Source organism: Pseudomonas sp. SJZ078, assembly GCF_007828255.1.
Lineage (GTDB): Bacteria > Pseudomonadota > Gammaproteobacteria > Pseudomonadales > Pseudomonadaceae > Aquipseudomonas.
Genome location: NZ_VIUG01000046.1, coordinates 1 through 20,024 on the forward strand (window position 1 = coordinate 1; position 20,024 = coordinate 20,024).

22 protein-coding genes and 1 pseudogene are annotated in these 20,024 nt (G+C 62.4%); 9 read left to right on the plus strand and 14 right to left on the minus strand.

What is annotated here, in order from left to right:
* Window positions 1-123: 123 nt before the first annotated feature.
* The 4 genes from infA to trxB all read right to left on the minus strand — a co-directional run bounded on the left by infA (window position 124) and on the right by trxB (window position 3,014).
* Window positions 124-342 carry a translation initiation factor IF-1 gene (gene infA, locus FBY02_RS26080; protein WP_002553999.1) on the minus strand — a complete coding sequence of 73 codons (219 nt, stop codon included), beginning with the start codon at window positions 340-342 and terminating at the stop codon, window positions 124-126.
* 157 nt (window positions 343-499) lie between these two features.
* Entirely contained in the window at window positions 500-1,207 is a 708-nt protein-coding gene (locus FBY02_RS26085) for an arginyltransferase (RefSeq protein WP_144931151.1), read from the minus strand.
* A gap of 56 nt (window positions 1,208-1,263) precedes the next feature.
* On the minus strand, window positions 1,264-1,944 hold the full coding sequence (aat, locus tag FBY02_RS26090; RefSeq protein WP_144931152.1) for a leucyl/phenylalanyl-tRNA--protein transferase: 681 nt from the start codon (window positions 1,942-1,944) through the stop codon (window positions 1,264-1,266).
* A 110-nt stretch (window positions 1,945-2,054) separates the two neighbouring features.
* Window positions 2,055-3,014 carry a thioredoxin-disulfide reductase gene (gene trxB, locus FBY02_RS26095; protein ID WP_144931153.1) on the minus strand — a complete coding sequence of 320 codons (960 nt, stop codon included), beginning with the start codon at window positions 3,012-3,014 and terminating at the stop codon, window positions 2,055-2,057.
* 319 nt (window positions 3,015-3,333) lie between these two features.
* Between trxB and FBY02_RS26100 the strand changes: the two genes are divergently transcribed.
* The 6 genes from FBY02_RS26100 (at window position 3,334) to cysG (ending at window position 10,954) form a co-directional block, all read left to right on the plus strand.
* Window positions 3,334-5,739: a DNA translocase FtsK gene (locus FBY02_RS26100; RefSeq protein ID WP_144931154.1), complete on the plus strand. Its 2,406-nt coding sequence runs from the start codon at window positions 3,334-3,336 to the stop codon at window positions 5,737-5,739.
* Window positions 5,740-5,796: 57 nt separating this feature from the next.
* Window positions 5,797-6,420, plus strand: coding sequence for an outer membrane lipoprotein chaperone LolA (lolA, locus tag FBY02_RS26105; protein WP_144931155.1), 624 nt, complete (start codon window positions 5,797-5,799; stop codon window positions 6,418-6,420).
* Between the two features lie 145 nt (window positions 6,421-6,565).
* Entirely contained in the window at window positions 6,566-7,891 is a 1,326-nt protein-coding gene (locus tag FBY02_RS26110) for a replication-associated recombination protein A (protein ID WP_144931156.1), read from the plus strand.
* Window positions 7,888-8,265 (plus strand): fluoride efflux transporter CrcB, encoded by a 378-nt coding sequence (crcB, locus tag FBY02_RS26115; protein ID WP_047700723.1) that lies wholly within the window; start codon window positions 7,888-7,890, stop codon window positions 8,263-8,265. The genes FBY02_RS26110 and crcB overlap by 4 nt, the downstream gene beginning before the upstream one ends.
* Window positions 8,266-8,278: 13 nt before the next feature.
* Complete coding sequence (gene serS / locus FBY02_RS26120; protein ID WP_144931157.1) at window positions 8,279-9,559, plus strand: serine--tRNA ligase; 1,281 nt, start codon at window positions 8,279-8,281, stop codon at window positions 9,557-9,559.
* Window positions 9,560-10,954, plus strand: coding sequence for a siroheme synthase CysG (gene cysG, locus FBY02_RS26125; protein WP_144931158.1), 1,395 nt, complete (start codon window positions 9,560-9,562; stop codon window positions 10,952-10,954). It begins immediately after the preceding gene.
* Between the two features lie 118 nt (window positions 10,955-11,072).
* On the opposite strand, the gene FBY02_RS26130 is transcribed toward cysG, so the two are convergent.
* From FBY02_RS26130 to FBY02_RS26160, 7 genes are all read right to left on the minus strand, one after another.
* On the minus strand, window positions 11,073-12,095 hold the full coding sequence (locus FBY02_RS26130) for a glutathione S-transferase family protein (RefSeq protein WP_144931159.1): 1,023 nt from the start codon (window positions 12,093-12,095) through the stop codon (window positions 11,073-11,075).
* An 88-nt stretch (window positions 12,096-12,183) separates the two neighbouring features.
* The gene (locus FBY02_RS26135) at window positions 12,184-13,185 is read right to left on the minus strand and encodes a glycosyl transferase family protein (protein WP_144931160.1); all 1,002 of its coding nucleotides are present in this window, start codon (window positions 13,183-13,185) and stop codon (window positions 12,184-12,186) included.
* Complete coding sequence (locus FBY02_RS26140) at window positions 13,182-13,517, minus strand: TusE/DsrC/DsvC family sulfur relay protein (protein ID WP_144931161.1); 336 nt, start codon at window positions 13,515-13,517, stop codon at window positions 13,182-13,184. The genes FBY02_RS26135 and FBY02_RS26140 overlap by 4 nt, the downstream gene beginning before the upstream one ends.
* Window positions 13,514-13,807 carry a sulfurtransferase complex subunit TusB gene (tusB, locus tag FBY02_RS26145; RefSeq protein ID WP_144931162.1) on the minus strand — a complete coding sequence of 98 codons (294 nt, stop codon included), beginning with the start codon at window positions 13,805-13,807 and terminating at the stop codon, window positions 13,514-13,516. Before tusB ends, FBY02_RS26140 begins: the two co-directional genes overlap by 4 nt.
* Window positions 13,807-14,169: a sulfurtransferase complex subunit TusC gene (gene tusC, locus FBY02_RS26150; RefSeq protein WP_144931197.1), complete on the minus strand. Its 363-nt coding sequence runs from the start codon at window positions 14,167-14,169 to the stop codon at window positions 13,807-13,809. The genes tusB and tusC overlap by 1 nt, the downstream gene beginning before the upstream one ends.
* A complete protein-coding gene (gene tusD, locus FBY02_RS26155; RefSeq protein ID WP_144931199.1) occupies window positions 14,169-14,561 on the minus strand; it encodes a sulfurtransferase complex subunit TusD in 393 nt (130 codons plus the stop codon). The genes tusC and tusD overlap by 1 nt, the downstream gene beginning before the upstream one ends.
* A 105-nt stretch (window positions 14,562-14,666) precedes the next feature.
* A complete protein-coding gene (locus tag FBY02_RS26160; RefSeq protein ID WP_144931164.1) occupies window positions 14,667-14,996 on the minus strand; it encodes a DUF6388 family protein in 330 nt (109 codons plus the stop codon).
* A 139-nt stretch (window positions 14,997-15,135) separates the two neighbouring features.
* On the opposite strand from FBY02_RS26160, the gene FBY02_RS26165 reads away from it, so the two are divergent.
* Window positions 15,136-15,486, plus strand: coding sequence for a hypothetical protein (locus tag FBY02_RS26165; protein ID WP_144931166.1), 351 nt, complete (start codon window positions 15,136-15,138; stop codon window positions 15,484-15,486).
* 46 nt (window positions 15,487-15,532) lie between these two features.
* Here the strand turns inward: FBY02_RS26165 and FBY02_RS26170 are convergent, their stop codons facing one another.
* Window positions 15,533-15,967 carry an N-acetyltransferase gene (locus FBY02_RS26170; protein WP_144931168.1) on the minus strand — a complete coding sequence of 145 codons (435 nt, stop codon included), beginning with the start codon at window positions 15,965-15,967 and terminating at the stop codon, window positions 15,533-15,535.
* A 132-nt stretch (window positions 15,968-16,099) separates the two neighbouring features.
* On the opposite strand from FBY02_RS26170, the gene ggt reads away from it, so the two are divergent.
* Together ggt and FBY02_RS26180 are read left to right on the plus strand one after the other, a co-directional pair.
* A complete protein-coding gene (gene ggt, locus FBY02_RS26175; RefSeq protein WP_144931170.1) occupies window positions 16,100-17,827 on the plus strand; it encodes a gamma-glutamyltransferase in 1,728 nt (575 codons plus the stop codon).
* Between the two features lie 67 nt (window positions 17,828-17,894).
* Window positions 17,895-18,428, plus strand: coding sequence for a cysteine hydrolase family protein (locus tag FBY02_RS26180; protein WP_144931172.1), 534 nt, complete (start codon window positions 17,895-17,897; stop codon window positions 18,426-18,428).
* Window positions 18,429-18,514: 86 nt separating this feature from the next.
* Here FBY02_RS26180 and FBY02_RS28505 read toward each other — a convergent pair.
* Window positions 18,515-18,737, minus strand: a pseudogene (locus FBY02_RS28505) (CAP domain-containing protein); the annotation flags it as partial.
* A 180-nt stretch (window positions 18,738-18,917) separates the two neighbouring features.
* Entirely contained in the window at window positions 18,918-19,889 is a 972-nt protein-coding gene (locus FBY02_RS26190) for an EamA family transporter (RefSeq protein ID WP_144931174.1), read from the minus strand.
* Window positions 19,890-20,024: the final 135 nt, after the last annotated feature.

The following is a 20,024-nucleotide window of genomic DNA, read 5'->3' on the forward strand; positions in this document are numbered from 1 at the left end:
GTCCAAGGCCAGGGCGGCCGAGGACAGTGAAGATTTCCAAAACTCGGTATCCGGTAGATCGTAAGGCCGCTCCGCTTAAGTGAACAGCATTACGGTATAAGCCGGGCGTTTTGTATTGACCTGTTAGCGAGCGCGGTAAGTGATGCGCCCTTTGCTCAAGTCATAGGGCGTCAGCTCGACGCGCACTTTGTCGCCGGTAAGAATACGAATGTAGTTCTTGCGCATCTTGCCGGAGATGTGCGCGGTAACGACGTGCCCATTTTCCAACTCCACGCGAAACATGGTGTTGGGCAGGGTGTCGACGACAGTGCCTTCCATTTCGAAGCTGTCTTCTTTCGACATGCAGTAAAGCCCTCGGTGTCCAGTGAATGGCCCGGTGCAACTGCGCCAGGCAAAAGCGGCGTGCATTGTGCCCGAAAAAGGGGGGGCAAGCCAAGGGGTTCTGGTGTCCTGTCTCAGGCACCGCCAAAAATGAACGGCTTGATTCCGAGGCAGGACACTAGCTGAGGACAACCCAGCGCTGGTTAACCAGCAGTTCGATCGGCCGATACTGGGTCTTGTAGTTCATTTTCTTGCAGTTCTTGATCCAGTAGCCCAGATACACCGCTTCCAGGCCCAGGCGTCGTGCTTCGTTGATTTGCCAGAGGATGGCATAGCGTCCCAGGCTGCGCCGTTCTTCGTTCGGCTCATAGAAGGTGTACACCGCTGAAAGTCCGTTGGGCAGCAAGTCCGTGACGGCAATCGCCACCAGTCGCCCTTCGAGACGGAATTCATAGAAGCGGGAAAAGGGCAGGTCGCGCACCAGGAATGTCGAGAACTGATCGCGGCTCGGCGGGTACATGTCGCCGTCGGCATGGCGCTGCTCGATGTAGCGCTGGTACAGGTCGAAGTACTCTTCGCTGAACTGTGGCTTGGCCGGCCGGACCTGAAGATCGGCGTTGCGTTTGAAAATGCGTTTCTGCTGGCGGTCGGGGGCAAATTGCGCCACGGGAATGCGCGCCGGCACACACGCATTGCAATGCTGGCAATGGGGCCGGTAGAGATGATCGCCACTGCGCCGAAAGCCCATTTCCGACAGGTCTGCGTAGACATGCACATCCATGGGCTGGCTAGGGTCGAGGAACAGCGTCGTGGCCTGCTCTTCGGGCAGATAACTGCAAGAGTGAGGTTGAGTGGCATAAAACTTCAAGCGCGCCAACTCGGTCATGATCAACCCTCGGGATAAGCTTTGGATTAAGTGTAAGCCACTGGGGCAAATGTCGCTCAGCAAACCCAGGTTGCGTGGTTGGGCTGGTCCAGGTGTGTCTTGAGGTAGCCGGCAAAAGCCGTGCGAGCGATCGACCGCGCGCCCAGGCTGTGCAGGTGCTCGGTGGGCATCTGACAGTCTATCAGCACAAAACCGCCCGCCTTGAGGTGTTGGACCAGAGTGGCGAAGCCGAATTTCGACGCGTTGTCGGCCCGGCTGAACATGGATTCGCCGAAAAACAATCGGCCCATGGCCAGGCCGTACAGGCCGCCCACCAGCAAGCCTTGGTCCCAGACCTCCACCGAATGGGCATAGCCGCGCCGATGCAGCTCCAGGTAGGCGGTTTGCATGGCTTCGGTGATCCAGGTGCCTTCAGCATACGCCCGCGGCGCGGCGCAGGCCTGGATGACCGCGGCGAAGTCCTTGTCGAACGTCACTTCATAGCGCTGCTTGCGCAGGAGCTTGCCCAGGCTGCGCGAGACGTGCAGTTCGTCGGGAAACAGCACTGTGCGAGGGTCGGGCGACCACCACAGGATCGGTTGTCCTTCGGAAAACCAAGGGAAGCATCCATGGCGATAGGCCTGGATCAGCCGGTCGGCAGACAGATCGCCGCCCGCGGCCAGCAACCCGTTGGGATCGCGCATGGCTTTTTCCAAGGGAGGAAAATCAAAGGTATTGCGTTGTAACCACGTCAGCATTGTTGTCCGAACTTGCAGAAGGGGAGGGGCACCAGAGATTGTGCGCGGACAAATTGTGGCAAGGGGATAAGTCCCCTCGCCACAACTGAACGCTTGTCCAAAGATAACCGTCAAACGGCCGGGATGTCATCGAGATACTTCTCCGCATCCAGCGCGGCCATGCAGCCGGCACCGGCCGAGGTGATGGCCTGGCGATACACGTGGTCGGCCACGTCGCCGGCCGCGAACACGCCTTCGATATCGGTGGCGGTGGCGTTGCCTTCGCTGCCGCCGCGCACGAGCAGGTAGCCGTCGCGCATGCTCAACTGGCCCTGGAACAAATCGGTATTGGGCTTATGGCCGATGGCGATGAATACCCCGGCCAGTTGCAAGGTGCTGGTTTCACCGCTCTGGCTGTTGCGCAGGCGCGCGCCGGTCACGCCGCTGGCATCCCCCAGCACCTCGTCGAGGTTCTGGTTCCAGTGCAGCCTTATGTTGCCGTTGGCGGCCTTTTCGAAGAGTTTGTCCTGCAGTATTTTTTCCGAGCGCAGCTTGTCCCGGCGGTGGATCAAATGCACCTCTCTGGCAATGTTCGAAAGGTACAGGGCCTCTTCTACCGCGGTATTGCCACCGCCGACCACGGCCACCACCTGGTTGCGGTAAAAGAACCCATCACAGGTTGCGCAGGCGGAAACGCCTTTGCCGGCGAAGGTCTCCTCCGATGGCAGCCCCAGGTACTGGGCTGAGGCGCCAGTGGCGATGATCAAGGCATCGCAGGTGTAGGTGCCGCTGTCGCCGATGAGCTCGAACGGTCGCTGCTGCAACTTGGCGGTGTGGATGTGGTCGTAGACGATCTGCGTGTCGAAGCGCTCGGCATGCCGCTGCATGCGCTCCATCAGGACCGGGCCGGTCAGCCCTTCGACGTCGCCGGGCCAGTTGTCGACTTCGACCGTGGTGGTGAGCTGGCCACCGGCCTGTATGCCGGTAATGACAACGGGTTTGAGGTTGGCTCGGGCGGCGTAGACCGCTGCGCTGTACCCTGCGGGGCCGGAGCCGAGAATGATCAGGCGTGAATGCTTCACTTCGTTCATAAAAACACCTCATAAGCCTTTGTCACAAAAGACAATGCATGGTCCAATTGGCGCTTGTGCGGCCCTGTTTCCGGCGACCTTGTCACCCGGCGTGCGGGCAATGCCTTGGAGCCGACAAACCCGTACAATGCTTGAGTTTTGAACGCAGGATGGGCTAAGGATCAACATCTTCGGCAACACCTGCGGTTTTCTGGACGCACCTCTCAGTGGTAAAAGTAGTACCGGTTGTGCACATTCACTTTTTTACCTGCTTGTAATGAGCAGTTTTTTATAGTCATTCAACAGATGGACGCGCCATTGGCGCAGGAAAAGAAGCGTTTTGAAGAAATCCACCGCAGCACCTAAAACAGTCGTTCCGCTCTGGCGTCAGCAATTGCACTACCGGCTCAAGGAAGGTGCATTGATCGCCATCGGTGCCTTGTGCCTGTTCCTGATGATGGCCTTGCTGACCTACGGCAAGGACGATCCGGGCTGGAGCCATAACAGCAAGATCGACGACGTGCAGAACTTCGGCGGCCCGGCCGGTTCCTACAGCGCCGACATCCTGTTCATGGTGCTGGGTTACTTCGCCTATATCTTCCCGCTGTTGCTGGCAATCAAGGCCTACCAGATCTTTCGCCAGCGCCACGAGCCGTGGCAGTGGAGCGGCTGGCTGTTTTCCTGGCGGCTGATCGGCCTGGTGTTCCTCGTGCTGTCGGGGGCCGCGCTGGCCCATATCCATTTCCATGCCCCCACCGGTCTGCCGGCCGGGGCGGGTGGTGCCCTGGGGGAAAGCCTCGGCGACCTGGCCAGGAACGCCCTGAACATCCAGGGCAGCACGCTGTTGTTCATCGCCCTGTTCCTGTTCGGCCTGACGGTGTTCACCGATCTGTCGTGGTTCAAGGTCATGGACGTCACCGGCAAGATCACCCTCGACCTGATCGAACTGATCCAGGGCGCCGTGAATCGCTGGTGGGCGGCGCGCACCGAGCGCAAGCAGCTGGTGGCGCAACTGCGTGAAGTGGACGACCGGGTCCATGACGTGGTGGCCCCGACGGTGCCCGACAAGCGCGAGCAGGCCAAAGTCAAGGAGCGCCTGATCGAGCGTGAGCAGGCCTTGAGCAAGCACATGTCCGAGCGCGAGAAGCAGGTGCCGCCGGTCATTACCATGGCGCCGGCCAAGCCGCCTGAGCAGAGCAAGCGCGTGCAGAAGGAAAAACAGGTGCCGCTGTTCGTCGACAGCGCGGTGGAAGGCACCTTGCCGCCGATCTCGATCCTCGACCCGGCGGAAAAGAAACAGCTCAATTATTCTCCCGAATCCCTGGCGGCCGTGGGGCATCTGCTGGAGATCAAGCTCAAGGAATTCGGTGTCGAGGTGTCGGTGGATTCGATTCACCCGGGCCCGGTCATCACCCGTTACGAAATCCAGCCGGCCGCCGGCGTGAAGGTCAGTCGCATCGCCAACCTCGCCAAGGACCTGGCGCGCTCGCTGGCCGTGACCAGCGTACGGGTGGTGGAAGTGATTCCCGGCAAGACCACCGTGGGTATCGAGATTCCCAACGAGGACCGTCAGATCGTGCGCTTCTCCGAAGTGCTGTCGACCCCTGAGTACGATAACCACAAGTCGCCGGTCACTCTGGCCCTGGGCCACGACATCGGCGGCAAGCCGGTCATCACCGACCTGGCGAAGATGCCTCACCTGCTGGTGGCCGGTACCACCGGTTCCGGTAAGTCGGTGGGGGTGAACGCGATGATCCTGTCGATCCTGTTCAAGTCCGGCCCGGAAGACGCCAAGCTGATCATGATCGACCCGAAGATGCTGGAATTGTCGATCTACGAAGGCATTCCGCACCTCCTGTGTCCGGTGGTCACCGACATGAAGGACGCCGCCAACGCCTTGCGCTGGAGCGTCGCCGAGATGGAGCGTCGCTACAAGCTGATGGCGAAGCTGGGCGTGCGCAACCTGTCGGGCTTCAACGCCAAGGTCAAGGAAGCCGAGGAGGCGGGCACGCCATTGACCGACCCGCTGTATCACCGCGAAAACATCCACGACGAGGCGCCGCTGCTGCACAAGCTGCCGACCATCGTCGTGGTGGTGGACGAATTCGCCGACATGATGATGATCGTCGGCAAGAAGGTCGAGGAACTGATCGCCCGTATCGCCCAGAAGGCCCGTGCGGCCGGTATCCACCTGATCCTCGCCACGCAGCGGCCGTCAGTGGACGTGATCACCGGCCTGATCAAGGCCAACATCCCGACCCGCATGGCGTTCCAGGTGTCCAGCAAGATCGACTCGCGGACCATCATCGACCAGGGTGGTGCCGAGCAATTGCTCGGTCACGGTGACATGCTCTACATGCCGCCGGGCACCAGCCTGCCGATCCGGGTACACGGCGCGTTCGTCTCCGACGACGAAGTGCACCGCGTGGTGGAAGCCTGGAAGCTGCGCGGCGCTCCCGAATACAACGACGACATCCTCAACGGCGTCGAAGAAGCCGGCAGCGGTTTCGAGGGCGGTGGCGGAGGGGGCGACGAGGACGCGGAAACCGATGCGCTCTATGACGAGGCGGTGCAGTTCGTCCTGGAAAGCCGCCGGGCGTCGATTTCCGCCGTCCAGCGCAAGCTCAAGATCGGCTACAACCGTGCCGCCCGCATGATTGAAGCCATGGAAATGGCCGGGGTGGTGACGGCCATGAACACCAATGGCTCGCGCGAAGTGCTGGCGCCGGGCCCGATGCGCGACTAATGACCGGGCGGCCTGTCGAAGCGCCGCTCGAACCCCCACGACTTCATGAGGACTCCCATGCGCCTGATTCGCATGTTGCTGTTGCCCGTACTGGCCCTGACCACCTTGTCGGCCCACGCCGGCGAAAAGGACGTCGCCCGCCTGACCCAGCTACTGGAAACATCCAAGACCCTGACCGCACACTTTTCCCAGCTGACCCTGGATGGCAGCGGCACCCAATTGCAGGAAACCGCCGGCGACATGGCCCTGCAGCGCCCGGGCCTGTTCTACTGGCACACCGATGCGCCGGCTGAACAGCTGATGGTGTCCGACGGCAAGAAGGTCTCCCTGTGGGACCCGGACCTGGAGCAGGTCACCATCAAGAATCTCGACCAGCGCCTGACCCAGACGCCGGCCTTGTTGCTGTCGGGCGATATTTCCAAGATCAGCCAGAGCTTCGACATCACGGCCAAGGAAGCGGGCGGCGTGATCGACTTCACCCTCAAGCCCAAGACCAAGGACAGCCTGTTCGACAGCCTGCGCCTGTCGTTCCGCAATGGCCTGATCAATGACATGCAGCTGATCGACAGCGTCGGTCAGCGCACCAACATCCTGTTCACCGGGGTCAAGGCCAACGAGCCGATCGCGGCGTCCAAGTTCAAGTTCGACATCCCCAAGGGTGCCGATGTAATCCAGGAATAAGCACACCCTACTTGTGGGAGCGGGCTTGCTCGCGAATGCGAAGTAACATTCAACATGAATGTTGACTGATTTGCCGCGTTCGCGAGCAAGCCCGCTTCCACAAGAATCTCCGGCATCAGGATCAAGTGAGGTTGCATAAGCAGTGATGGACCTGTTTCGAAGCGCCCCGATTGCCCAGCCATTGGCCGCCCGCCTGCGTGCGACCAACCTGGATGAGTACGTCGGCCAGGAGCACGTGCTGGCCAGGGGTAAGCCCCTGCGCGAAGCCCTGGAGCAGGGGGCGCTGCATTCGATGATCTTCTGGGGGCCGCCGGGCGTGGGCAAGACCACCCTGGCCCGGTTGCTGGCGGAAGTGTCCGATGCCCATTTCGAAACGGTCTCGGCGGTCCTGGCCGGGGTCAAGGAGATCCGCCAGGCGGTGGAAGTCGCCAAGCAGCAGGCCGGGCAGTACGGCAAGCGCACCATTCTGTTTGTCGACGAAGTGCACCGCTTCAATAAGTCCCAGCAGGACGCGTTCCTGCCGTATGTCGAAGACGGCACGCTGATCTTCATCGGCGCGACCACCGAAAATCCTTCGTTCGAACTCAACAATGCCTTGCTGTCCCGGGCGCGGGTCTATGTGCTCAAGAGCCTCGACGAGGCCGCGATGCGCAAACTGGTGGACCGGGCGCTGACCGAGGAACGGGGCCTGGGCAAGCGCAAGCTGAGCCTCAGCGATGAAGGTTTCCAGATCCTGTGTTCAGCCGCCGATGGCGATGGCCGACGTTTGCTCAACTTGCTGGAGAACGCTTCGGACCTGGCCGAGGATGACAGTGAGATCGGGGTCGAGCTGCTGCAAAGCCTGCTTGGGGATACCCGGCGGCGTTTCGACAAGGGCGGCGAGGCGTTCTACGACCAGATCTCGGCGTTGCACAAGTCCATACGGGGCTCCAACCCCGATGCTGCCCTGTATTGGTTTGCCCGGATGATCGATAGTGGCTGCGATCCGTTGTACCTTGCTCGGCGGGTGGTGCGCATGGCCAGCGAGGATATCGGCAATGCCGATCCCCGGGCCCTGAGCCTGTGCCTGGCGGCCTGGGATGTGCAGGAGCGCCTGGGCAGCCCCGAAGGCGAGCTCGCCGTGGCCCAGGCCATCACGTACCTGGCCTGTGCGCCGAAAAGCAACGCGGTGTACATGGGCTTCAAGGCGGCGATGCGCAGCGCCACCGAACATGGCTCCCTCGAAGTACCATTGCACTTGCGTAACGCGCCGACCAAGCTCATGAAGCAGCTGGGCTATGGCGAAGAATACCGTTACGCCCATGACGAGCCGGACGCCTATGCCGCTGGCGAAGATTATTTTCCCGAAGCACTCGAACCCCAGTCGTTCTATCAACCGGTGCCCCGTGGCCTGGAACTGAAGATCGGCGAGAAGCTCAGCCACCTGGCGCAACTGGACCGACTGAGTCCACGGCAGCGGAGGAAGCCTTGATTCCCCTGATACTTGCGGTTTCCGCTGGCGGTGTTGCCGGCACCCTGGCGCGTTTCGCTGCCGGCAATTGGGTCAACGCAAATTGGCCACGGCACTTCTATACCGCGACGCTGACCGTTAATATCGTGGGCTGTCTGCTGATCGGCGTTCTATACGGTCTGTTCCTGATTCGTCCCGAAGTGCCTGTCGAAGTGCGCGCGGGGCTGATCGTCGGCTTCCTTGGCGGCCTGACGACCTTTTCGTCCTTTTCACTGGATACGGTGCGCCTGCTGGAAAGCGGGCAGGTGCCGCTGGCCCTGGGCTATGCGGCTGCCAGCGTATTCGGCGGGCTGCTCGCCACCTGGGCCGGCCTGTCCCTGACCAAACTTATCTAAACGAGAGACCGACATGCTCGATTCCAAACTGTTACGCAGCAATCTTCAGGACGTAGCGGACCGCCTGGCGTCCCGTGGTTTCGCCCTGGACGTCGCGCGCATCGAAGCGCTGGAAGAGCAGCGCAAGACCGTCCAGACCCAGACTGAAAGGCTGCAGGCCGAGCGTAATGCGATCTCCAAGAGCATCGGCCAGGCCAAGCAGCGCGGTGAAGACATTGCGCCGTTGATGGCGAACGTCGAGAGCATGGGCACCGAGCTCAACAACGGCAAGGCGGCCCTGGACAAGATTCAGTCCGAACTGGATTCGATCCTGCTGGGCATCCCGAACCTGCCCCACGAGTCGGTGCCGGTCGGTGAAGACGAGGAGGGCAACGTCGAAGTCCGTCGCTGGGGCACGCCAACTGCGTTCGACTTCCCGGTGCAGGATCACGTGGCCCTGGGCGAGAAGTTCGGCTGGCTGGACTTCGAAACTGCCGCCAAGCTGTCCGGCGCACGTTTTGCCTTGCTGCGCGGGCCGATCGCCCGCCTGCATCGGGCCCTGGCCCAGTTCATGATCAACCTGCACGTCACCGAGCACGGTTACGAGGAAGCCTACACCCCGTATCTGGTCCAGGCCCCGGCCCTGCAAGGCACCGGCCAGTTGCCGAAGTTCGAGGAAGATCTGTTCAAGATCGGCCGCGATGGCGAAGCCGACCTGTACCTGATTCCGACAGCCGAAGTGTCGCTGACCAACATCGTCGCCGGCGAGATCGTCGACGCCAAGCAACTGCCGATCAAATTCGTTGCCCATACGCCGTGCTTCCGCAGTGAAGCCGGGGCATCGGGCCGCGATACCCGCGGCATGATCCGCCAGCACCAGTTCGACAAGGTCGAGATGGTGCAGATCGTCGAACCGACAAAATCCATGGAAGCCCTGGAAAGCCTGACCGCCAACGCCGAGAAGGTCCTGCAACTGCTGGAACTGCCGTATCGGACCCTGGCCCTGTGCACCGGCGACATGGGCTTCAGCGCGGTCAAGACCTACGACCTGGAAGTGTGGATTCCGAGCCAGGACAAATACCGCGAAATCTCGTCATGCTCCAACTGCGGCGATTTCCAGGCCCGCCGCATGCAGGCGCGTTACCGCAACCCTGAAACCGGCAAGCCGGAACTGGTCCACACCCTCAATGGCTCCGGCCTGGCAGTAGGCCGTACCCTGGTGGCAGTGCTGGAAAACTACCAGCAGGCCGACGGTTCGATCCGTGTGCCCGAAGTGTTGAAGCCGTACATGGGCGGCATCGAGGTCATCGGCTAAATGGACTATCTGCCACTGTTCCATAACTTGCGCGGCAGCCGCGTCCTGGTGGTCGGCGGCGGCGAGATTGCCTTGCGCAAGTCCCGCCTGCTGGTCGATGCTGGCGCGCAGTTGCGGGTGGTCGCACCCGAAATCGAGCCGCAACTGCGGGATCTGGTCAGTGGCAGCGCAGGCGAATGCGTCCTGCGTGGTTACCTCGAAACGGACCTGGACGGTTGCGGGCTGATCATCGCCGCCACTGACGACGAAACCCTCAATGCCCGGGTGTCGGCCGATGCCCACAGGCGTTGTGTGCCGGTCAACGTGGTGGATGCGCCGGCCCTGTGCAGCGTGATCTTCCCGGCCATCGTCGACCGCTCGCCACTGGTGATCGCGGTGTCCAGCGGCGGCGATGCGCCGGTGCTGGCAAGGCTGATCCGGGCCAAGCTGGAAACCTGGATTCCCTCGACCTACGGGCAACTGGCGGGTTTGGCGGCGCTGTTTCGCAACCAGGTCAAGCGGCTGTTCCCGGATGTGCAGCAACGTCGGGCGTTCTGGGAAGAGGTGTTCCAGGGGCCCATCGCCGACCGTCAACTGGCCGGGCAGGGCGCCGAAGCCGAGCGCCTGCTGCGCGAGAAAATCGCCGGCCAGGCGCCGCACGCACCGGGAGAAGTCTATCTGGTGGGTGCCGGGCCGGGTGATCCCGATCTGCTGACCTTCCGCGCCCTGCGCTTGATGCAGCAGGCCGATGTGGTGCTGTACGACCGTCTCGTCGCGCCCGCGATCCTTGAGCTTTGCCGGCGTGATGCCGAGCGGGTCTACGTCGGCAAGCGCCGCGCCGAGCATGCCGTGCCCCAGGACCAGATCAACCAGCAGTTGGTCGAGCTGGCCCGGCAAGGCAAGCGGGTGGTGCGCCTCAAAGGTGGCGATCCGTTCATCTTCGGGCGTGGCGGTGAAGAGATCGAAGAGCTGGCGGCCCAGGGCATCCCGTTCCAGGTCGTACCGGGCATCACCGCGGCCAGTGGTTGCGCGGCGTACGCCGGCATTCCGCTGACCCATCGCGATTACGCCCAGTCGGTGCGTTTCATCACCGGCCATCTCAAGGACGGCACCACTGATCTGCCATGGGCGGACCTGGTGGCCCCGGCCCAGACCCTGGTGTTCTACATGGGCCTGGTGGGGCTGCCGAGCATCTGCAGCGAGCTGATCAAGCACGGTCGTGCGGCCGATACACCGGCGGCGCTGATCCAGCAAGGCACAACGTCCAACCAGCGGGTGTTCACCGGTACCTTGGCGGACTTGCCAAAGCTGGTCGCCGAGCACGAGGTGCACGCGCCGACCCTGGTTATCGTGGGGGAAGTGGTGCAACTGCGCGAGAAACTGGCGTGGTTCGAAGGGGCTCAGGGGCAGGTCTAGAGTCCGTGGCGCGCCCTTCGCGAGCAAGCCCGCTCCCACATTGGATTGTGCTAAGCCGAAATATCAAGACCGGCTTCAATCCCCTGTGGGAGCGGGCTTGCTCGCGAAGGGGCCCCAGCTACAACAGATTTTCCAGATCAGTCCCAGTCCCCAGCCAAATCCCTTTCCCCGCCAACCGCGCCCGATCATGGGCCCCGTTGAAATCCTGCTCCGGCCCTTTGGGCACGATCCCGTTGGGATTGATGGTCTTGTGGCTGCCGTAGTAATGCCGCTGGATGTGGGTGAAATCCACCGTCTCGGCAATGCCCGGCCATTGGTACAGCTCTCGCAACCAGTTCGACAGGTTCGGGTAGTCGGCGATGCGCCGCAGGTTGCATTTGAAGTGGCCGAAATACACCGCGTCGAAACGGATCATGGTGGTGAACAGGCGGATATCCGCTTCGGTCAGGTATTCGCCGGCCAGGTAACGCTGTAAGCCCAGCAGTGCATCCAACCGGTCGAGTTCGGCAAACAATTGGTCGAACGCTTCTTCGTAAGCCTGTTGGGTGGTGGCGAACCCGGCACGGTAGACGCCGTTGTTCACCGCCGGATAGATCCGCTCGTTCAGCGCATCGATCTTGCTGCGCAGGTGTTCGGGATACAGGTCCAGGTGGTTGCCGGTCAGGCCATCGAAGGCGCTGTTGAACATGCGGATGATTTCCGCCGATTCATTATTCACGATGCGCTGTTGGTGCTTGTCCCACAGCGCCGGTACGGTGACGCGGCCGGTGTAGTCCGGCGTGTCGGCGGTGTAGCGCTGGTGCAGGAAGCACAGGTTGTCCAGTTTGTCGCCGGTGGAGCCGTGGGCCTTGTCGAAGGTCCAGCCGTTTTCCAGCATCAGGTAGCTGACCACCGAGACATCGATCAGGTCTTCCAGGCCCTTGAGCTTGCGGTAGATCAGGGTGCGATGGGCCCAGGGGCAGGCCAGGGACACATACAAATGATAGCGCCCGGCTTCGGCGGCAAACCCGCTCTCGCCCGAGGGGCCGGCGCTGCCGTCGGCGGTGATCCAGTGACGGCGCTGCGCCTGTTCGCGCTGGAAGGTGCCGTCCTTGCTCTCATACCACTGATCTTGCCAGCGGCCTTCGACTAACAAACCCATCTCGATCTCCTCGGCCAATAAACGTTGGAGGTGAGTCTATTCCGATAGGTTCGAACTAAAAGCGCAAAGGTTGGGCATTGATGATCGATTAAATCGATCGATCCCGGGCTTCCCAGTACTGCCGGGCCCGCTCGAACGCTGCTTCCCGCGCCAGGCCGAGGCCGCGCAAGGCCAGCGCCATGGTGGCGACCAGCGCCAGTTGCGGATAGCTGTCTTCCACATCACCGCGCCAGAGGGCTTTCAGGTGTTCGGGGTCCAGGCTTTCCGGCTTGACGTGACGTTGTTGGGCCAGCCGTGGCCACTCTTCATCCCAGCTCGCGCCGCCGGTGGTGCCATACAGGTGACTGTCGGCATCCGGGTTGATTTCGATCTCGCCGCCGTCGCCCTTGATTACGAGGGCGGTATCCCCCAATAAGCCGCTGGCATCGCGATGCACCGCCTGGTAGCCGGGATGGAAGATACTCTGCAGACCGCACCGGGCTTTCAATGGATTGAGGATCCGCGCCAGGGAATGGATCGGCGAACGCAAGCCCAGGGTGTTGCGCAGGTCGATCATGCGCTGCATCTGGGGGGCCCAGTCCACCAGCGGCATGAAGGCCAGGCCGCCGTTGTCCAGCGCCGTGCCGACCTGTTGCCAGTCACGGCACAGCGGGATCCGCAGAAAGCCCAGCAACTGTTCGGTGTAGAGCCGACCCGCCGTATGGGCGCCACCACCGTGCATGAAGATCCGTACGCCGTTCTGGCCGAGGCATTTGGCCGCCAGCAGGTACCAGGGCAGATGACGCTTCTTGCCGGCGTAGGTCGGCCAGTCGAGGTCCACCGCCAGCGCCGGGGCATCCAGGCGTGCGCGCAGGGCTTCGGTGAAGCCGGCCATTTCCTCGGCGCTTTCTTCCTTGTGCCGCAACAGCATCAGGAAGGCGCCAAGCTGGGTGTCTTCGACCTGCTCGTCGAGCACCATGCCCATGGCCTCGCGGGCTTCTTCCCGGGTCAGGTCACGGGCGCCGCGCTTGCCTTTGCCCAGGATGCGCACGAACTGGGCGAATGGATGTTCGGCCGGAGTTTCGAGGGTCAGCGATGGAAAGTCGGTCATAAGCAATTCGTCGGTTTGGGCAGGCCCGCCAGCCTGGCGGCGAGTTTGGCGGGAGTGCCTTTGAACAGTCGGTTCAGGTGCAGGCTGTTGCCCTTGTCCGCGCCGAGTTTCAACGCGGTGTACTTGATCAGCGGCCGGGTGGCGGGGGAGAGCTGGAACTCGTCGTAGAAGGCCCGCAGCAGTTCGAGGATTTCCCAGTGCTCGGGGCTCAACTCGATATCTTCGGCGGCGGCCAGGGCCGTGGCCACCTCGACTGACCAGTCATCCCGGTCGGCGAGGTAGCCGTCCTTGTCCAGCGCGATGGCGCGTTCGCCCACGTTCAGCGCGTTCATAGCCAGGTGTTGACCTTGTCATGCTGGATCGACAGTTCGACGAAGGCCGGGTAATCGATGGTCTCGGCCCAGTCAGGTGTCTGCAAGCCTCGGGCCTGGACGTCTTCGGCCAGTGCGAACAACTTCAGGCCGGCGGACTGCAACCGGGCAAACGGCGTGGTATCGGGTTGCAAGGCGTAAGTCGCATCGCCACACAACAGCAGCGCGTCCTTGTCTCCCAGGACTCGCAGGCAACTGGCGAGACGGTTATCGCCAAAGGGTGAATGGGACAACACGTGCAAAGTCGGCATCAGAGGGTGATCACCTGGTCGTAACGGTCAATGAGAGCGGTGATGTCCGGTGCGGTCAGCACCTTCAGGTCGTCCAGGCCCAGGGCATCGGTGTCGATGCCGCGTTCGGCGGCGCTGTCTGCGCAGACGAAGAGGTCTTCGATGCCGAACATGGGCAATGCCTGCAGGTTTGCGCTCAGGTCTTTTTGCTGGACGGCCTTGGCATTCTGGCCTGTGAGCAGCTGGTGCACGCCGTCGTCGAGAAACAGCAGGCCGATGGGCAGGTCGAACGCGCCGCCAGCCAGGGCGATGTCCAAGGCTTCCCGGGCGCCGGGGCCCGACCATGGGGACTGGCGGCTGATGAGCAACAGGGACTTGGCCATCATGGACCTCCAAAACAGATCAAGCGGTCGGCACCCTGGATCGCATCGTGCAACTGGCCGAGCCCGGACAGGGCCCAAGGAGCCTCGACGCTCACGGCCGAGCGTTGATAGCGCTGGGCTTCTTCGGCATTCAACACCCCACGGCGCAACGCCGCCGCGATGCAGACCACGCCGTCGAGCTGGTGATCGCTGACAAAGCTGCGCCACTGTTTGGGCAGGTCCTGTTCGTCCTGGGGGGTGACCACGCCGCTGTCGGCGTTGTAGACACCGTCCTGATAAAAAAACAGCCGCACGATCTCATGCCCGCCGGCCAGCGCGGCCTGGGCAAACAGCAAGGCTCGGCGCGAGGACGGCGCATGGGCGGCGGAAAACAGCGCAATGGCGAACTTCATGGCGGATCCGATCAGCAAAACTGCGGCCATGATAAAGCTTTATGGGCAGGGGGGCGATTGGCGCTGCAGGATTGTACGGACATCTTTGTGGCGAGAGGCTCAGTGTTAGGTTTTGAGCCCGTGCAACTCGCAGTACTCCGCCCAATCCATCCCCGCCATCTCTGCCACTTCCCTGTGCACGTCCATGCGCTGGGCCTGGTAATCCTCTGGCGAGGTAGTAGTCAACTGCAGGGTCAGTTCCCAGGCGAACAGCCCCCGGCGCTCGGCCTCGGCTTCGAAGGCTTCATGCAACCGCTCGGCGCGGTATTGCTCCGCTGTCTCGCCCTTGGCCTGGGCCAGCAGTGGGTTGAGGTGATCCAGTTCGGCGCGCAGTTCGGGACGCTCGTCGAGAAACTTTTCCAGCGCCCGCTCATGTTGCTGTTCGGTTGCCGCCATGGTGACTCCCTGATTGTGACGAAAAGGCGTGACAGGTTGCGCGAATCGTCGTCCGGTGTCGCGTATAAATTTCAGTAAAGCCGCACGAAGACCTGGGGCGCGGTGCTACAGTCCGTTTTTTTCTCGATGAGTGAACGCAATGCGAATGCTGACGGTGGCCCTGGCCGCCACCTTGCTGGCTGGTTGTGCGGGTTCGGCGATGAACGAGGCTCGGACCCAGGCGCCTTACAAGACGCTGGCCTCGGACAAGCCGGAACAGGTCGTGGCCCAGTGCGTGCAGTTTTCCTGGCAGGATGAGGCGGTATTCGGCGTCGACGCCGGGGCTTACCTGCAACCGGGCAAGAAAGGCGGCTCGACGGTGTACACCCGCTCCGCTGAATCTTTTGTCGACCTGGAAACCGACGCCACCGGTACCACGTTGAACTACTACGCCAGGCACGACGACTTCATGGCCAAGCGCCGGTTGGCGGCGTTGGCGACTTGCCTGTAAACCGGTAGAGCATCGCGAGCAGGCTCGCTCCCACAGCGTTTGGGTTTCAAGCCGGCTGGGTCAGGCGCTTCTGGAGGAAGAAGTGCTGGTGCCCCGGCGGGTAATCGTCGATCTGGCCGATCTCCGTGAAGCCGTGCTTGCGGTAGAACTCCGGCGCCTGGAAGTCGAACGTGTCCAGCCAGATGCCGACGCAGTTCTTCTCTCTGGCCAGTTCTTCGGCCTTGCGCATCAATGCCGACCCCGTGCCCTGGCCGCGGGCCTGTTCCGGCACCACCAGCAATTCGATATAGAACCAGCGGAAGAACACTCGACCGTAGAGTCCGCCCACGATTTCATCGCTGTGTTCGTCCCGTACCAGCCAGGCGACCAGTTCCGGTACCGTTCCGCCGGTCTTGGCGGTGTTGTAGGCGCGTAACGGGGCCAGGATAGCCTGGCGCTCCTCGTCGGTGGGAGCGTCAGTACGTTCGATTCGCAGCGTCATCGGCGATGTCCTTATTGCGGGGGAGGATGAACGGCATGAGCCTACCGCAAAAGACCGTCCGGCAGTGAACGGGCGCATTTCGCAAACCGGGCCATACTTCCTTGGATTTCAAAAACAAGAAGAGAGTGGCTCATGAAGTTCGAATCCTTGACCCGGACCCTGGTTGCGACGTCCCTGACCCTCAGTTGCTTCTACGTACAGGCCGCCTCCCAGGCCCCGGTTGCCGCCGAGAACGGCATGGTGGTCACGGCCCAACATCTGGCGACCCATGTGGGGGTCGATGTGCTCAAGAACGGCGGCAATGCCGTGGATGCGGCGGTGGCGGTGGGGTATGCCCTGGCGGTGGTGTACCCGGCAGCGGGGAACCTGGGGGGCGGTGGTTTCATGACCCTGCAACTGGCCGATGGGCGCAAGACCTTTCTGGACTTCCGCGAGAAAGCACCGTTGGCTGCCACGGCCGACATGTACCTGGACAAGGACGGCAACGTTGTCCCCGATCTCAGCACTCGTGGGCACCTGGCGGTGGGGGTGCCCGGCACGGTATCGGGTATGGAGCTGGCGCTGAAGAAGTACGGCAGCAAACCCCGGGCCGAGCTGATCGCCCCGGCCATCCGCCTCGCCGAGGACGGTTTTACCCTGGAGCAGGGGGATGTCGACCTGCTGGAGACGGCCACCGACGTGTTCAAGAAGGACATGCGTGATTCGGGTTCGATCTTCCTGCACAACGGTGAGCCGATGCAGGTCGGCCAGAAGCTGGTGCAGAAAGACCTCGCCAGGACCCTGCGGGAAATCTCCGCCAAGGGCGCCGATGGTTTCTACAAGGGTTGGGTCGCCGATGCCCTTGTCACCTCCAGCCAGGCCAACAAAGGCATCATCACCCAGGCCGACCTGGACAAGTACAAGACCCGCGAGCTGGCGCCGGTGGAGTGCGATTATCGCGGCTACCACATTGTCTCGGCGCCGCCGCCCAGTTCCGGCGGCGTGGTGCTGTGCCAGATCATGAACATCCTCGACGGCTATCCGATGAAAGAGTTGGGCTTCCATTCGGCCCAGGGCATGCACTACCAGATCGAAGCCATGCGCCATGCCTATGTGGACCGCAACAGCTATCTGGGTGACCCGGACTTCGTGCAGAACCCCATCGACCATCTGCTGGATAAAAACTATGCCGCCAAACTGCGGGCTGCCATCGAACCGCAAAAGGCCGGTGACTCGCACGCCATTAAACCCGGCGTGGCACCCCACGAAGGCAGCAACACCACCCACTACTCCATCGTCGACAAGTGGGGCAACGCCGTTTCCGTCACCTACACCCTCAACGACTGGTTCGGCGCGGGCGTCATGGCGAGCAAGACCGGGGTGATCCTCAACGACGAAATGGACGATTTCACCGCCAAGATCGGCGTCCCCAACATGTACGGCCTGGTGCAGGGGGAGGCCAACGCCATCGCGCCGGGCAAGGCACCGTTGTCGTCCATGAGCCCGACCATTGTCACCAAGGACGGCAAGACCGTCATGGTGGTGGGGACGCCGGGCGGCAGCCGGATCATCACCGCGACGTTGCTGACGATCCTCAATGTGATCGACTACGGCATGAACCTGCAGGAAGCCGTCGACGCGCCGCGCTTCCATCAGCAGTGGATGCCCGAGCAGACCAACCTGGAAACCTTCGCCGCCAGCCCCGACACGCAAAAGATCCTGGAAAGCTGGGGGCACAAGTTCGCAGGTCCCCAGGACCCCAACCACATTGCCGCGATTCTGGTGGGCGCACCGTCGCTGGGTGGGAAGCCGGTGGGCAAGAATCGGTTCTATGGGGCCAACGATCCACGTCGCAACACCGGATTATCGTTAGGCTATTAAATAGATGGGGGTGCCGCAGACTCCGGCAGCCCCCTGGTTGTTCGTCACTGTTTTGAAGAGGAAAACCATGAGCACCGCTTTGTTGATCATCGATGTCCAGAGCGCCCTGTGCACCGGTGAAGAAGAATGTTTCGAGAGCCAGCGCGTCATCGGGACCATCAACGCCCTCAGCGCCAGGGCCAGGGCTCTGGAGTTGCCGGTGATCCTGGTCCAGCACGAAGAACTGCAAGGTCCGCTGTTGTACGGCTCTGCGGCCTGGCAACTGGCCGACGGCCTGTTGACCGCCGCCGACGACCTGCGGGTGCGCAAGACCACACCGGACGCGTTCTACCAGACGGAGCTGCTGTCGTTGCTACAGGCCCGAAGCATCGATCGCCTGGTGATCTGCGGCATGCAGACCGACTACTGCGTCAACGCCACGGTGCGTCAGGCCCACACCTTGGGCTATGAAGTGGTCCTGGTGGCCGATGCCCACACCACCGTGGACAACGGCAGCCTGGCGGCGGAGCAGATCATTGCCAACCACAATGAGAGGCTTGGGCGTCTGAGCAGCGCGGTGTCGCGGATTGATGTGGTGCCGGCGGCTGGCGTTCGTTTCTGACTGCGGGAGCAAGGCTTGCCCGCGATGAAGCCCAATTCGGTTCGTGCTAAAACCGAGGCGCCTTCATCGCGAGCAAGCCTTTCCCCCCGCAAACCGTCACGAAAGCCGATCGGCAACGCCAGGCGCGAGCGCAGTACCAAGGGCGGGGAGGCCCGAACCGTGCGCCATTCGCAGCGGCGGGACTGGCTGCGGTAGTCGTTGATGGCGTCCACCAGTTGTCTCTCGCCCCGGGCGTGGACAGGGCTGGCGAGGCAGCAAGGGGAGCAGGCAAAGCGAAACGAAACGGCAAGAGCGAACGAGGTGGCGCATGGGGCGGACGGCTCAAGAGGGAGAGTGGCGCGGGCGCCAGGCTTGTCGCCGATCAGCCGCAAAGCGCTTCGCACAGGACGGCGAGGTGTTCACGGCTGGGGTAGGACTGCGGCTTGGAAAACAAGTTTCAGCAGCGGCACACAACCCCCCCCTCGCCACAAGAATAGAGAGACTGATGGTTCAGTCCTGCACAACCGCCCCGGCCTCGGTCACCTTGACCCGTTCGACCTTGCGATAGGTCAACAGCACAATCCCGGCCACCACTATGGCGCCGCCGAGTACCTGGCCGGGCCTGAGCATCTGGTCCAGCACCAACCAGCCAATCAGCAGGGTCGCCAACGGTTCGACGTTCATCACCGGGGCATTGCGCGGCATGTCCAGGCGCGGCACGGAAATGAACAACACGATAAATCCGGTGCCATAGAGCGTCACCAGGGTGGCCAGGGCCAGCCAGCCGGTGCTGGTGGCCGGCAGGTTGAAGCCGCCAGGGAGGACGCCGCTCAGGCCGGCGAGATTGACGCTGCTGAACACAATGAAAATCGTCAGCAGGCTGCGCACCGAGCCGCGTACCTGGGACAGCTTGTGATCGGTGATCCACAACGCGCAAGCGAACGCACAGGCCGCGCAGAAAGCCAGGCCGACGCCCAGCAACCATTGCGGGCCGACGTCCTGCCCGGACGATAACCGCGCCGGCACCTCCAGCACGAACACCAGGCCCACCAGAATCATCCCCATCAGCGCGGCGGTGCGTGTGGTGGGACGGGGGCCGCCCAATGCCCAGGTCAACAGCGCGAGCAGAATCGGGAACACATTGCCCACCAGCAACGCCAGCGCCACCGGGACCCTCGCCACGGCCGAGTACAGACACAGGCTTTGCGTGCCGATCAACAGTCCAAGCAACAACTGCCAACGCCAGGCGCCGGGTGGAAGACGCAGGCCCTGGCGCTGCCACAACACCATCAGGGCCAGGACCAGCAGCGTCCCTCCCGAGCGCATCAGGATCGCCAGTAACACGCCGGCGCCATCATCGAATGCCACCCGCGCCGCCACATGGTTGCCGGCGAAGGCGCACCCCATGCACAGCAGGACGAGCACGGCGATATGGCGTGGAAACGGAGCGGGAGTGTCCGAAGCGGCGAGGGCGCGGGGCATGGCAGGATTTCTCAAGAGAACGGCCGCCGAAGCGAGGAGCTTCGGAGCGATGATTGGATTATTGTTGTCGTACAACATCTGGGATTTGTACCGCATCCTGTCCGGTGGGACAAGTCGCGAAGAAATCGTAGTGTC